We start from the raw sequence: 14,369 nt of genomic DNA, 5'->3' as shown, positions 1-14,369 counted from the left end.
AAAAGTCATTTGCAAAACATGCTGATTATCAATCAATGATAAAGAAATACAATGGATAAATACACTACACTGTAGTGATGCTAATTATCCATCATTCATGGTATTACGTTTAAGGAAGCTATCTATGTCTGCACAATTTATTAAATCCAAAGCCGCAATTGCTTGGGGGCCAGGTCAACCATTATCGGTTGAAGAAGTCGATGTAATGTACCCAAAAGCCGGTGAAGTCATGGTGCGTATTGTGGCATCTGGCGTATGTCATACCGATGCATTTACCTTATCTGGTGATGATCCTGAAGGCGTATTTCCAGCAATTCTTGGCCATGAAGGTGGCGGGATTGTTCATATGGTTGGCGAAGGCGTTACCAGTGTAAAAGTCGGCGACCATGTTATTCCGTTATACACAGCAGAATGTGGTAAATGTAAGTTCTGTACTTCTGGTAAAACCAACCTATGCAGCGCTGTACGTGCTACACAAGGTAAAGGCTTAATGCCAGATGGCACCACACGTTTCTTTAAAGATGGCGAGCCTATTTTCCACTACATGGGTTGCTCTACTTTTTCTGAATACACAGTATTACCCGAAATTTCATTAGCTAAAGTGAATCCAACAGCACCGCTAGAAGAAGTCTGTTTATTAGGTTGTGGTGTGACTACCGGTATGGGCGCTGTACTAAAAACAGCAAAAGTACAAAAAGGCGATACTGTGGCAATCTTTGGTCTAGGCGGCATCGGCCTATCTGCCATTATTGGCGCTACCATGGCTGGCGCCAGCCGAATTATTGGTATCGACTTAAATGAATCTAAGTTTGAATTAGCTAAAAAACTTGGGGCAACTGACTGCATTAATCCTAAAAACTTCGATAAGCCTATTCAGGATGTCATTGTTGAAATGACCGATGGTGGCGTTGATTTCTCATTTGAATGTATTGGTAACGTTAACGTGATGCGCAGTGCATTAGAATGTTGTCACAAAGGCTGGGGTGAGTCTGTCATTATTGGTGTAGCTGGCGCTGGCCAAGAAATTTCAACGCGACCATTCCAATTAGTCACCGGCCGAGTATGGCGTGGCAGTGCATTTGGTGGCGTTAAAGGGCGCAGTGAATTACCGGGTATAGTTGAACAATACCTAGCTGGCGAGTTTAAGTTAGATCACTTTATTACTCACACCATGGGCCTTGAAGGGATTAACGATGCATTTGATTTAATGCATAAAGGCGAGAGTATCCGCAGCGTTATTCACTTTAATAAATAATCAGCTCTTTAACTCAAATAACAATGCAGTTAATTCAACAATTAACTGCATTTATTTTATGAGGACCCAACATGACCATTGAAAATATCAGCAGCACCAAAGCATTTGGTGGCTGGCATAAACAATATACTCATTCTTCAACAGCACTCAATTGCACGATGCGTTTTGCTATTTACTTACCGCCACAAGCTGAACAGCAAAATGTGCCCGTACTGTATTGGTTATCAGGGCTAACCTGCACTGACGAAAACTTTATGCAAAAAGCCGGCGCACAGCGCATAGCCGCAGAACTTGGTATTGCCATTGTTGCACCAGACACTAGCCCACGTGGTGAAGGGGTTGCCGACGACAAAGACGGCGCATATGACTTTGGTTTAGGCGCAGGATTTTACCTAAATGCCACTAAACCACCGTTCGCTCAGCATTATAAAATGTATGATTACGTGGTGTCTGAACTACCAGCAATCATTGAAGCGCATTTCCCGGTAACTAACCAACGTAGCATAAGTGGCCACTCAATGGGCGGCCATGGCGCATTAACGATCGCATTAAAAAATCCTAACCAATACAAAAGCGTATCAGCATTTAGCCCTATTTGTAATCCGATGGATTGCCCTTGGGGAATAAAAGCATTTCGAGGTTACTTAGGCGATGATCAACAACAATGGCAACAATATGATAGCTGTGAGTTGATGCAAAATAGCCAACAATTTGTCCCCGCGCTGGTGGATATTGGTACCAATGACACCTTTTTAGATGAGCAATTAAAACCTCATACATTAGAAAAAATCGCACAGCTAAAAGAATACCCGCTCGAGTTAAGAATGCAGCCAGGATATGACCATAGCTACTACTTTATCTCGACATTTATTGAACAGCACCTGCGCTTTCATGCTAACTATTTAAAGATCAAATAACACTGAGCTAATGTTAACAATCACCCAAAACGAGCCTTTTATGGCTCGTTTTTTTATCGCTGAAAAAGCACTACCTCAATAAAACAGCCAAATAAACCGCTTATTTCGAGGTAAAAAGTGTAAATAAGCCAACATTAAGGGTAAATGAGTGAGTAAAATAACCCTAAATCACGTAAACCTGACGAAGATCTAATCAAATTAAGCAACAATTTGGAGTAAAAATGGCAAAAATAGCATTATTAGTGGGTACCACATTGGGCAGCTCAGAATATGTCGCCGATGAAATGGCAGAACAATTAGCCCAATTAAATCACCAAACAGAGGTGTTTATTGACCCACAATGGGATCAACTAAACGACTTTTCAGTGTGGATCATTGTAAGTTCTACCCATGGAGCGGGCGATCTACCCGACAACATAGTGCCTTTTTATAAACAATTAATGCTCAATATGCCGGATCTTACATCGGTACAACATGCATTATGCGCCATTGGTGATTCGAGCTACGACACATTTTGCCAGGGGCCTGAAAAAATAATCGATCTATTATTACAATGCGGATCAACAGCTATTGTGGATAAGATCCAAATTGATGTACAACAAGATCCCGTGCCTGAAGAGCCCGCCCTTGCTTGGTTATCGCAGTGGCAGCATAAAATATAACGAGTATAAATTACGATCTTATTTTGTATAAACCCAGATCAACTCACAATTTAGATCTACCTTATCCACAATTTAATTTATTTTATAATAAGTTTGTGGATAAGCTATTATTTTTAGCGATCATAACTCTGTACTATTCACACTCCGATCTGCTTAAAGATCCCCCTTGTGGATAACTACCCGATCTATCCCCACCTTATATTGAGTTTGATCGCGATCAGATCACAGGTTTAAAACCTTTTAAATATCTGATTTTAAATAAAAATAAAAGTTACTAACAGAAAAGTACGATCCTAATAGTAAACATAATAAAAAGATCTATATAAAGATCTTAAGATCTATTAAGCAAACCCATCTTGATCATTCTATGAAAAATGAACATTCACGTTCAGACAAGCAAGTGCTAAAATGCACAACTCAAATAGCGTTACAAATTGAATTTAACTTTCTTAGCAATTAAAGGTCGCATAATGCATTTTCATGAACGGTTTGATGTAATTGTCGTTGGTGGTGGTCATGCCGGAACTGAGGCAGCCCTCGCAGCAGCAAGAATGGGATCAAAAACATTATTGTTGACCCATAACATCGACACACTAGGTCAAATGTCTTGTAATCCCGCCATTGGTGGTATTGGTAAAGGTCATTTGGTTAAAGAGATCGATGCATTAGGCGGCGCAATGGCTACAGCCACTGACTTTGCCGGTATTCAATTTAGAACGTTAAATTCAAGTAAAGGCCCAGCGGTTCGTGCCATTCGTGCACAAGCTGACCGAGCACTGTATCGTCAAAAGATTCAACATATTTTACAAAACCAACCTAACTTGCGTATTTTTCAACAAGCTGTTGACGATTTAGTTGTTGAAAATAATAAAGTTGTTGGTGTTGTCACTCAAATGGGTTTGGCATTTGAAGCTCCAGCAGTAGTATTAACTACAGGCACATTTTTAAGCGGCAAAATTCATATTGGTTTACAAAATTACAGCGGTGGCCGTGCAGGCGATCCACCAGCAATTGCATTAGCCAATCGTTTACGTGAATTGCCCATTCGTGTTGGCCGTTTAAAAACCGGTACACCACCACGTATTGATGCCAATACCATTGATTTTTCACAAATGACAGAGCAAAAAGGTGATACTCCATTGCCAGTAATGTCATTTCTTGGTGATGTGAGTCAGCATCCAAAACAAATTTCATGTTTTATTACCCACACCAATGAAAAAACTCACGACATTATTCGTGGAGGCCTAGATAGAAGCCCAATGTATTCAGGAGTTATTGAAGGTATTGGTCCTCGTTATTGCCCATCGATTGAAGATAAGATCCACCGTTTTGCAGATAAATCATCGCATCAAATCTTTATCGAACCAGAAGGTTTAAGTACTAACGAAATCTACCCTAATGGTATTTCAACCAGCTTGCCATTTGATGTGCAACTTAATTTAGTGCGTTCGATCAAAGGCATGGAAAATGCTGAGATCGTGCGTCCTGGTTATGCAATTGAATATGATTACTTTGATCCACGTGATCTTAAAAACTCATTAGAAACCAAAACCATTGCAGGTTTATTTTTTGCAGGCCAAATTAACGGCACTACAGGTTACGAAGAAGCCGCTGCGCAAGGGTTATTGGCTGGTATGAACGCATCTTTACAAGTACAAGGTAAAGAAAGCTGGTGTCCACGCCGCGACGAGGCTTACCTTGGTGTATTGGTTGATGATTTATCAACCCTTGGTACCAAAGAACCCTACCGCATGTTTACCAGCCGTGCTGAATACCGTTTATTACTACGTGAAGACAACGCTGATCTGCGCTTAACCGAAAAAGGCCGTGAACTGGGCTTAGTAGACGATAATCGTTGGGAATTATTCAGTAAGAAAAAAGAATCGATCGAACTGGAATTACAGCGTTTACGTAGCCAATGGGTACACCCTAATTCACCGTTATTAGATGTATTAAATCCTCAATTAAATACACCAATTTCGCGTGAAGCATCATTTGAAGATTTACTGCGTCGCCCAGAAATGGATTACAGTAAATTAATGAAACTAGAAGGTTTTGGCCCAGGTCTTGACGATCCACAAGCGGCTGAACAAGTGCAAATTCAAGTGAAATACTCAGGTTATATTCAACGCCAACAGGATGAAATAGACAAAGCTATTCGTCATGAAAGCTCATTGTTACCTCTTGATCTCGATTATCAAGAAGTACCAGGACTTTCAAATGAGGTGATCGCAAAGCTTAATAATCACAAACCTGAAACGGTAGGACAAGCATCTCGGATCTCTGGAATTACTCCAGCAGCCATCTCTATTTTGCTAGTACACTTGAAAAAACGTGGTTTATTGAGAAAAAGCGCATAATTTCAAATATTTTTTCGACTCAGTAACACAAGGGAAGCCATAAGGCTTCCCTTAGTGCTTTTACGGCTTCATAATAACTGCCGTCTGTTCATGCAATTTACGAGGTTTTCTGTGTTATCTGTGCAACTCCAAACCTATTTAGCTGAAATGAAAATATCAGCCACTGAATTACAACAAAAACAACTCGTCGGTTTTGTTGAAATGCTCGCTAAATGGAATAAAGCCTATAACCTCACCTCGGTACGCGATCCTGAACAAATGTTAATTAGACATATTATGGACAGTTTGGCCGTTTCTCCTTATCTTGAAGGACAGCGATTTATTGATGTGGGCACAGGTCCTGGTTTACCTGGGATCCCATTAGCCATTATGAATCCAGACAAACAATTTGTATTATTAGACAGTTTAGGTAAACGGATCCGCTTTCAAAAACAGGTTCAATTTGAGCTGAAAATTAATAATATCACCTCAGTAGAAAGCCGGGTCGAGGCTTATCAACCCGATGACAAATTTGATGGCGTGTTAAGTAGAGCATTTGCATCGATACAGGATATGCTCAGCTGGTGTCATCATTTACCAACTGAAAATGGCATCTATTACGCCCTAAAAGGTCAGTTAAACCAACAAGAATTACAGCAAATGCCAGCAGGATTTTCGCTGGTTGAAACCATTGTATTGCATGTACCAAAGCTAGACGAACAGCGACATTTATTAAAAATTGCTAAGCAATAAACTGCATTTCTTTCGCTAATTAATCTAACCGGACATCAATAATTTTAAGACAGGATGACATTGTGGGTAAAATCATTGCCGTAGCCAACCAAAAAGGTGGCGTAGGAAAAACAACAACTTGCGTAAACCTAGCCGCATCACTTGCCGCCACAAAGCGTAAAGTGTTGTTGATCGATTTAGATCCTCAAGGCAATGCAACTATGGGCAGCGGAGTCGACAAGTACGATGTAGATAACACCGCCTATGAGTTACTCGTAGAAGAAAAGCCCTTTGCCGATATTGTGATTAAAAATACCGTCGGTAAATTTGATCTGATCGCAGGTAATGGTGATGTGACAGCTGCAGAAATTAAATTAATGGAGTTTTTTGCCCGTGAGATCCGCTTACGTAATGCACTTGCCCCAATAAAAGATGACTACGACTACATCTTTATTGATTGCCCACCTTCTTTGAACATGTTAACGGTCAATGCCATGTCGGCAGCAGATTCTGTATTAGTACCAATGCAATGTGAATATTATGCCCTAGAAGGGCTTACAGCACTCATTGATACCATTACTAAACTTGGTGCCATGGTCAATCCAACATTAACCATTGAAGGTATTTTGCGTACCATGTATGACCCGCGTAACCGCCTATCAAATGATGTGTCTGATCAATTAAAACAACATTTTGGTGATAAAGTTTATCGCACTGTTATTCCGCGAAACATTAGGTTGGCAGAAGCTCCTAGTTTTGGTGCGCCAGCCATGTACTACGATAAATCGAGCGCTGGAGCAAAAGCATACTTAGCCCTAGCGGGTGAAATTATCCGTCGTGCAGAGCAACAAACACAACCCAAACAAGCGTAGGATATAAAAATGACGTTAAAAAAACGCGGTTTAGGTAAAGGCCTGGATGCCTTATTAAGCCATAGCAATGCGGCGACTCGTAAAAACGAGCAACCAGAAGAAACTCAATCACACCCTGTAGCAAGCGATCTTATTCATCTTGATCTGGACAAACTCCAACCTGGTAAATATCAGCCACGTAAAGATATGTCTCCAGAGGCATTAGAAGAGCTTGCTGAGTCTATTCGCTCCCAAGGTGTTATTCAGCCAATTGTGGTGCGTAAAGTATCAAATGGTAATTATGAAATTATCGCGGGTGAACGTCGTTGGCGTGCAGCACAACTTGCTAAGCTTGATAAAGTCCCGTGTATTGTTAAACAAGTGGCAGATGAAGCGGCTGTGGCTATTGCGCTGATTGAGAATATTCAGCGCGAAGACCTCAATGCAATGGAAGAAGCAATTGCCTTACAGCGTTTATTAGAAGAGTTTGAATTAACCCATCAACAAGTCGCTGATGCAGTAGGTAAATCTCGAGCTAGTGTATCTAACTTACTGCGCTTAAATAGCCTCAATGAGCCTGTTAAGCGTTTGTTAGAATATGGTGACATTGACATGGGACACGCCCGTGCTTTATTGGCCATAGAAGGTGATGAACAGACTAATTTAGCCCGATTAGTTGCATCAAAAGAAATGACTGTTCGAGAAACTGAACGATTAATTAATAAAGCCTTAAATCCGGCTAAAACCGTCGAAACTCAAGCTAAAGATCATGATGTTAGCCGATTAGAACAAGAGTTAATTGAACGGCTCGGTGCCAAAGTTGCCATTAATCATGGTACTAAAGGTAAAGGGAAAATTGTAATAAACTACCAAAATCTTGCTGAATTAGACGGTATTTTAAGTAAAATTCGTTAAAAATCTGACTAAACCATTTCATGTAGTAATTTTGTGACATAGCGCTAATTTTTACTTTTGTATATTTAGCGCTATTTCACTCATTAAATCGTTGTTTTCCTATCATCAAAGTTGCAAACAAAGCGCGAAAAGGTATACTTTGCAGGCTTTTTGTATCTTAAGGCTAGTTTAATATATTAAATTTAACATTAGGACCGCGAAAGGCATTAATGCGGAGATATGAAGTTGGGTAATGTTTTAGCGCGTCGTGGTAGGTTAGCAGCCTATAAATTAGTGCTGGTACAAGCGATAGTAGCGAGCATTATTTCAATACTATTTTTCGTAATGTGGGGAGCGCAGTATGGTCAGTCTGCTTTAGCAGGCGCGATTATCGCTGTACTTCCTAATTTTGTATTCGCAACCCTAGCTTTCTCACATAGTGGGGCAAGCTCTGCAGCAAAAGTGGTTAAAAGCTTTTACTGGGGGGAAGCGGTAAAGATGCTGTTGACCATTGCATTGTTTACGTTAGTGTTTATCAACATGGAAGTCGGATTTATGCCGCTTTTTACTTGTTATTCGTTAGCGTTAGTTGTGCACTGGATAGCACCTTTATATTTCAAGCAAAGTTAAGTGGGATGAATCATGGCTGCAACTGGTGAAGCGTTAACACCGCAGGGCTATATCCAACATCACCTTACCAACTTAAGTGTTGGTGAAGGGTTTTGGACATGGCACATTGATTCGTTGCTCTTTTCGGTTGGGCTTGGTGTGTTGTTCTTATGGCTGTTTTACAGTGCTGGCAAAAAAGCGACAACAGGCGTTCCTGGCAAATTTCAATGTTTTGTCGAGATGATTGTTGAGTTTGTTGATAGCAGTGTGAAAGAAACTTTTCACGGCCGCAATCCTGTTATTGCGCCTTTAGCTCTGACTATTTTTGTATGGATTTTCATGATGAACTTCATGGATATGATCCCTGTAGATTGGTTGCCATGGGCAGCAAGTTTAGCAGGCGTGCCATACCTTAAAGTGGTTCCGACTACTGACGTAAACATCACTTTTAGCTTAGCTATTGGTGTGTTTGTGCTGATTATTTACTACAGCATTAAAGTCAAAGGTGTTTCAGGTTTTGTTAAAGAACTAACATTTCAGCCTTTTAACCATTGGGCAATGATACCCGTCAACTTATTATTAGAAACAGTAACCTTAGTTGCTAAGCCAATTTCATTGGCACTACGACTATTTGGTAACTTGTATGCTGGTGAGTTGATTTTTATCCTTATTGCATTGATGTATGGTTCTAACGTGGCGTTATCTGCTCTAGGTGTAGGATTACAACTAGGTTGGTTAATTTTCCATATTTTAGTTATTACTTTACAAGCATTTATTTTCATGATGTTGACCATTGTTTATTTAAGCATGGCGCATGAAGATCACTAAGGGTAACCGAAAATTTTTTTGACCTAAATCATTAATAACAACGATTTAGAATATTGGAGATAGATATGGAAACTGTATTAGGAATGACGGCTATTGCTGTTGCTCTACTTATTGGTATGGGTGCATTAGGAACAGCTATCGGTTTCGGCCTTTTAGGTGGAAAGTTTTTGGAAGGTGCAGCTCGTCAGCCAGAAATGGCGCCTATGTTACAAGTTAAAATGTTCATCGTAGCGGGTCTACTAGATGCCGTAACTATGATTGGTGTAGGTATTGCGCTATTTATGCTATTTACTAACCCATTGGGTGCAATGCTTTAATTAACGCTTCTGTCTTTAATCTAACTAGGAGGCTGTTGTGAATTTCAACGCTACCCTATTCGGTCAGACGGTTGCCTTTATTCTCTTCGTGTGGTTTTGCATGAAGTTTGTATGGCCTCCGTTGATGAATGCCATCGAAGAACGCCAGAAGAAAATTGCTGATGGTCTGGCAGATGCCGGCCGTGCAGCAAAAGATCTAGAGTTAGCGCAAATTAAAGCTACTGAGCAACTAAAAGAAGCAAAAGTAACTGCCAACGAGATCATTGAGCAAGCTAACAAGCGTAAAGCTCAAATCGTTGAAGAAGCTAAAGCTGAAGCACAAATTGAGCGTGCAAAAATTATCGCTCAAGGTAATGCAGAAATTGAAAACGAACGTAATCGCGTGAAAGATGACTTGCGTAAGCAAGTTGCTACTCTAGCCGTTATCGGCGCAGAGAAGATTCTTGAGCGTTCGATTGATCCAGCCGCCCACAGTGACATAGTTGATAAACTTGTTGCTGAAATTTGATAAGGAGTTGAGTTATGGCTGAATTAACCACCATCGCTCGCCCTTACGCAAAGGCAGCTTTTGATTTTGCTGTTGAACACAAAGCAGTCGATAGTTGGACAGAAATGTTAGCTTTCGCCTCATTGGTAAGTGAAAACGAATCAATGAAACCACTGCTTAACGGTACTCTTGCGAGTACAGAACTTGCCTCACTGTTTATTAAAGTTTGCGGTGAACAAGTCAACGAGCAAGGTCAGAACCTGATAAAGGTAATGGCTGAAAACGGTCGTTTAGGGATACTGCCAGCAGTATCGCTACTTTTTGCTGAATACCGTAATGAGTGGGCAAAAGAAGTTGAAGCCACAGTGGTTTCTGCAACTGAGCTAAGCTCTGAGCAACAGCAGCAAATTAGTGTTTCTCTAGAGAAACGTCTCGCACGCAAAGTTAAGCTGAATTGCAGCATCGACGCATCGCTTATTGGCGGTGTGATTATTAAATCAGGCGACCTAGTCATTGATGGCTCGGTAAGCGGTAAGTTATCGCGCTTGTCTGATAAGCTGCAGTCGTAATTGGGAGTTTGAGCATGCAACTGAATTCCACTGAAATCAGCGATCTGATTAAGCAGCGGATCGAGCAGTTCGACGTCGTTAGTGAAGCTCGCAACGAAGGTACTATCGTTGCAGTAAGTGACGGCATCATTCGCATTAACGGCCTTGCCGATGTAATGCAAGGTGAAATGATCGAACTGCCTGGTGGCCGTTTTGCAATCGCGTTGAACTTAGAACGTGATTCTGTAGGCGCCGTAGTAATGGGCCCTTATGCTAATTTAGCAGAAGGTGCAAAAGTAAGAACCACTGGTCGTATTCTTGAAGTACCAGTGGGTCGTGGACTACTTGGTCGTGTTGTTAACACCCTTGGTGAGCCAATCGACGGTAAAGGACCTATCGACAACGATGGTTTCTCTCCTGTTGAAGTGATTGCTCCTGGTGTTATTGAGCGTAAATCAGTAGATCAACCAATCCAAACTGGTTATAAAGCCGTTGATGCCATGATCCCAATCGGTCGTGGTCAACGTGAATTGATCATTGGTGACCGTCAGACTGGTAAAACAGCGATGGCTATCGATGCAATTATCAACCAGAAAGATTCAGGTATTAAATGTGTCTATGTTGCTGTTGGTCAGAAAGCTTCTACCATCGCTAACGTAGTACGTAAACTTGAAGAACATGGCGCACTAGCTAACACTATAGTTGTTGTTGCATCAGCTTCTGAAGCTGCCGCACTGCAATTCTTAGCACCATATTCTGGTTGTTCAATGGGTGAATACTTCCGTGACCGCGGTGAAGATTCTTTAATCGTATATGATGATTTGTCTAAGCAAGCAGTTGCTTACCGTCAAATTTCATTGCTATTGAAGCGTCCACCAGGACGTGAAGCATACCCAGGTGACGTATTCTATCTACACTCGCGTTTATTAGAGCGTGCATCACGCGTAAACGTGAACTATGTAGAAAAGTTCACAAACGGTGCAGTAAAAGGTCAAACCGGTTCGTTAACCGCGTTACCTATTATTGAAACCCAAGCTGGTGACGTATCAGCGTTCGTACCGACCAACGTAATTTCTATTACAGATGGTCAGATCTTCCTTGAGACTGACTTGTTTAACTCGGGCTTACGTCCAGCAGTTAACCCAGGTATTTCTGTTTCTCGTGTTGGTGGTGCAGCGCAGACTAAGATCATCAAGAAACTGTCTGGCGGTATCCGTACTGCACTTGCACAGTATCGAGAGCTTGCAGCGTTCTCACAGTTTGCATCTGATTTAGATGATGCAACACGTGCTCAACTTGAGCATGGTGAGCGTGTAACCGAATTAATGAAGCAAAAGCAATATGCTCCTATGAGCGTTGCTGCCCAGGCTGTGTCTATTTTCGCAGCTGAAAAAGGCTACCTAAAAGGTGTTGCTTTAAATGAAATCGGTCGCTTCGAAGCCGCTCTGCTTTCATACATGAACAGTCAACATGCTGAGCTAATCAAAACCATCAACGCTACTGGCGATTATAACGCTGATATCGAAGGTGAGTTGAAAGCAGGCATGGACAAGTTCATTGAAACCCAAACCTGGTAATAATGAACAAGAGGTGTCATTAGGCACCTCAGGTCCCAGATTGGAGAGTAGAGATGGCCGGCGCTAAAGAGATTAAAACCAAGATCGCGAGTGTTAAAAACACTCAGAAGATCACTTCAGCTATGGAAATGGTTGCAGCCAGCAAAATGCGCAAAGCGCAAGAACGCATGGCAGCGAGCCGTCCATATGCAGAAAATATGCGTAAGGTGATCGGTCACGTAGCGCAAGGTACTCTCGAGTATAAACACCCCTATTTAGAGGTGAGAGATGCCAAGCGGGTTGGTTACATAGTTGTAGCAACCGACCGTGGCCTTTGTGGTGGTTTGAACGTCAACCTATTCAAAAAGGTTGTGTCAGACGTGAAGAAATGGAAAGAGCAAGGTGCAGAAATAGACTTTTGTCCAGTTGGTGCTCGTTCTGTTCAATTCTTCAAAAGCTTTGGTGGTAATGTTACTGCCCATGCATCAGGTTTAGGCGATTCGCCAAAGCTTGCTGACTTGATTGGCACAGTGCGTGTCATGTTAAAAGCTTACAACGAAGGTAAACTGGATCGTCTGTACATTGTGTTTAACAAATTTGTTAATACAATGGCCCAGACTCCTGTGATCGAACAGCTGCTACCTTTACCTAAGTCAGATGAAGAAGTAGCGAGTTACCCTTGGGATTATATATACGAGCCAGATCCAAAAGAAATTTTGGATGTACTGTTAACTCGTTATTTTGAGTCACAAGTGTATCAAGGTGTTGTTGAAAACCTTGCCTCTGAACAGGCTGCCCGTATGGTAGCGATGAAGGCGGCAACAGACAACGCTGGCGAAATGATCGATGATTTGCAATTAGTCTATAACAAAGCCCGTCAGGCTGCGATTACGCAAGAACTGTCGGAAATTGTATCAGGCGCTGCAGCGGTTTAGGTTAGGTAACGAATTCAAGTTTAGAGGATTAATCATGAGCACAGGTACTGTTGTCCAAGTAATTGGCGCGGTTGTGGACGTCGAGTTTCCACAAGATTCTGTACCTCGGGTATATGACGCTCTGAAGATCACAGGTGAAGGCGCCTGTAATGGTTTGGTGCTGGAAGTTCAGCAACAGCTAGGTGGTGGTGTAGTTCGTACCATCGCTATGGGTTCTTCTGATGGTCTGCGTCGTGGTCTAGAGGTAGCAAACTCAGGTTCACCAATTTCTGTTCCGGTTGGAGTGAAAACTCTTGGCCGTATCATGAACGTATTAGGTGAGCCAATTGATGAAGCGGGCGAAATCGGTGAAGAAGAGCGTTATGAAATTCACCGTGCAGCACCTTCATACGAAGATCAATCAAACACGACTGAACTTTTAGAGACTGGTATCAAGGTTATCGACCTTGTATGTCCTTTCGCTAAAGGTGGTAAAGTAGGTCTGTTCGGTGGTGCGGGTGTTGGTAAAACAGTTAACATGATGGAACTGATTAACAACATCGCTAAAGCTCACTCAGGTCTTTCTGTATTCGCTGGTGTTGGTGAGCGTACTCGTGAGGGTAACGACTTCTACTACGAGATGGAAGATTCAGGCGTATTAGACAAAGTTGCCATGGTATATGGTCAGATGAACGAGCCTCCAGGAAACCGTTTACGCGTAGCGTTAACTGGTTTGACTATGGCTGAAAAGTTCCGTGACGAAGGTCGTGACGTACTGTTGTTCGTTGACAACATCTACCGTTATACCTTAGCTGGTACTGAAGTATCTGCACTGTTAGGTCGTATGCCTTCTGCGGTAGGTTATCAGCCAACACTAGCTGAAGAAATGGGTGTTCTACAAGAACGTATTACTTCAACTAAAACAGGTTCGATTACTTCTGTTCAAGCAGTATATGTACCTGCGGATGACTTAACCGATCCGTCACCAGCAACAACCTTCGCTCACTTAGATGCGACTGTTGTATTGTCTCGTCAAATTGCTTCATTGGGTATTTACCCAGCCGTTGACCCATTGGACTCGACTTCACGTCAGTTAGATCCACAGGTTGTTGGTCAAGAGCATTATGATGTTGCAAACGGTGTACAAACTGTATTACAGCGTTATAAAGAGCTGAAAGACATTATTGCTATTTTGGGTATGGATGAATTGTCAGATGACGACAAAACAACTGTATTCCGTGCACGTAAGATTGAGCGTTTCTTATCTCAACCTTTCTTCGTAGCAGAAGTGTTTACAGGTTCTCCAGGTAAGTACGTTTCTCTAAAAGACACCATCCGTGGCTTTAAGGGTATTTTGGATGGTGAATTCGATCACATTCCAGAGCAAGCGTTCTACATGGTTGGCTCAATCGATGAAGCTATCGAGAAAGCGAACAAAAAGAAATAACTAGGCCGTAAAG

At 41.8% G+C, this 14,369-nt stretch carries 15 protein-coding genes; all 15 read left to right on the top strand.

Features of this window, described 5'->3' with window-relative positions; all coding sequences use genetic code 11:
* Positions 1-124 precede the first annotated feature (124 nt).
* The 15 genes from IEW93_RS14180 (at position 125) to atpD (ending at position 14,356) form a co-directional block, all read left to right on the top strand.
* A complete protein-coding gene (locus IEW93_RS14180) occupies positions 125-1,255 on the top strand; it encodes an S-(hydroxymethyl)glutathione dehydrogenase/class III alcohol dehydrogenase (protein ID WP_188739961.1) in 1,131 nt (376 codons plus the stop codon).
* A 71-nt stretch (positions 1,256-1,326) separates the two neighbouring features.
* A complete protein-coding gene (fghA, locus tag IEW93_RS14175) occupies positions 1,327-2,172 on the top strand; it encodes an S-formylglutathione hydrolase (RefSeq protein ID WP_188739960.1) in 846 nt (281 codons plus the stop codon).
* Positions 2,173-2,393: 221 nt separating this feature from the next.
* Positions 2,394-2,834, top strand: a complete 441-nt coding sequence (gene mioC / locus IEW93_RS14170; RefSeq protein ID WP_188739959.1) for an FMN-binding protein MioC — start codon at positions 2,394-2,396, stop codon at positions 2,832-2,834.
* A 470-nt stretch (positions 2,835-3,304) separates the two neighbouring features.
* Positions 3,305-5,194, top strand: coding sequence for a tRNA uridine-5-carboxymethylaminomethyl(34) synthesis enzyme MnmG (gene mnmG / locus IEW93_RS14165; protein ID WP_188739958.1), 1,890 nt, complete (start codon positions 3,305-3,307; stop codon positions 5,192-5,194).
* Between the two features lie 111 nt (positions 5,195-5,305).
* On the top strand, positions 5,306-5,926 hold the full coding sequence (gene rsmG / locus IEW93_RS14160; protein WP_188739957.1) for a 16S rRNA (guanine(527)-N(7))-methyltransferase RsmG: 621 nt from the start codon (positions 5,306-5,308) through the stop codon (positions 5,924-5,926).
* A 62-nt stretch (positions 5,927-5,988) separates the two neighbouring features.
* A complete protein-coding gene (locus IEW93_RS14155) occupies positions 5,989-6,777 on the top strand; it encodes a ParA family protein (protein ID WP_188739956.1) in 789 nt (262 codons plus the stop codon).
* A 9-nt stretch (positions 6,778-6,786) separates the two neighbouring features.
* On the top strand, positions 6,787-7,671 hold the full coding sequence (locus tag IEW93_RS14150) for a ParB/RepB/Spo0J family partition protein (RefSeq protein ID WP_188739955.1): 885 nt from the start codon (positions 6,787-6,789) through the stop codon (positions 7,669-7,671).
* Positions 7,672-7,896: 225 nt separating this feature from the next.
* On the top strand, positions 7,897-8,280 hold the full coding sequence (locus tag IEW93_RS14145; protein WP_188740000.1) for an ATP synthase subunit I: 384 nt from the start codon (positions 7,897-7,899) through the stop codon (positions 8,278-8,280).
* 12 nt (positions 8,281-8,292) lie between these two features.
* A complete protein-coding gene (gene atpB, locus IEW93_RS14140) occupies positions 8,293-9,087 on the top strand; it encodes a F0F1 ATP synthase subunit A (protein ID WP_188739954.1) in 795 nt (264 codons plus the stop codon).
* A 65-nt stretch (positions 9,088-9,152) separates the two neighbouring features.
* Positions 9,153-9,404 (top strand): F0F1 ATP synthase subunit C, encoded by a 252-nt coding sequence (atpE, locus tag IEW93_RS14135; RefSeq protein ID WP_011639455.1) that lies wholly within the window; start codon positions 9,153-9,155, stop codon positions 9,402-9,404.
* Between the two features lie 37 nt (positions 9,405-9,441).
* On the top strand, positions 9,442-9,912 hold the full coding sequence (gene atpF / locus IEW93_RS14130) for a F0F1 ATP synthase subunit B (protein WP_188739953.1): 471 nt from the start codon (positions 9,442-9,444) through the stop codon (positions 9,910-9,912).
* A 14-nt stretch (positions 9,913-9,926) separates the two neighbouring features.
* Complete coding sequence (gene atpH / locus IEW93_RS14125; protein ID WP_188739952.1) at positions 9,927-10,460, top strand: F0F1 ATP synthase subunit delta; 534 nt, start codon at positions 9,927-9,929, stop codon at positions 10,458-10,460.
* Between the two features lie 14 nt (positions 10,461-10,474).
* The gene (atpA, locus tag IEW93_RS14120) at positions 10,475-12,016 is read left to right on the top strand and encodes a F0F1 ATP synthase subunit alpha (protein WP_188739951.1); all 1,542 of its coding nucleotides are present in this window, start codon (positions 10,475-10,477) and stop codon (positions 12,014-12,016) included.
* 53 nt (positions 12,017-12,069) lie between these two features.
* Positions 12,070-12,930, top strand: coding sequence for a F0F1 ATP synthase subunit gamma (gene atpG, locus IEW93_RS14115; protein WP_188739950.1), 861 nt, complete (start codon positions 12,070-12,072; stop codon positions 12,928-12,930).
* Between the two features lie 34 nt (positions 12,931-12,964).
* Complete coding sequence (gene atpD, locus IEW93_RS14110) at positions 12,965-14,356, top strand: F0F1 ATP synthase subunit beta (protein WP_188739949.1); 1,392 nt, start codon at positions 12,965-12,967, stop codon at positions 14,354-14,356.
* Positions 14,357-14,369 lie beyond the last annotated feature (13 nt).

The sequence above is a fragment of the Shewanella inventionis genome (genome assembly GCF_014641855.1).
Taxonomy (GTDB): domain Bacteria; phylum Pseudomonadota; class Gammaproteobacteria; order Enterobacterales; family Shewanellaceae; genus Shewanella; species Shewanella inventionis.
The sequence above is the reverse complement of the archived record's forward strand: the minus strand, read 5'-3'. Positions and strand labels throughout refer to the sequence as shown.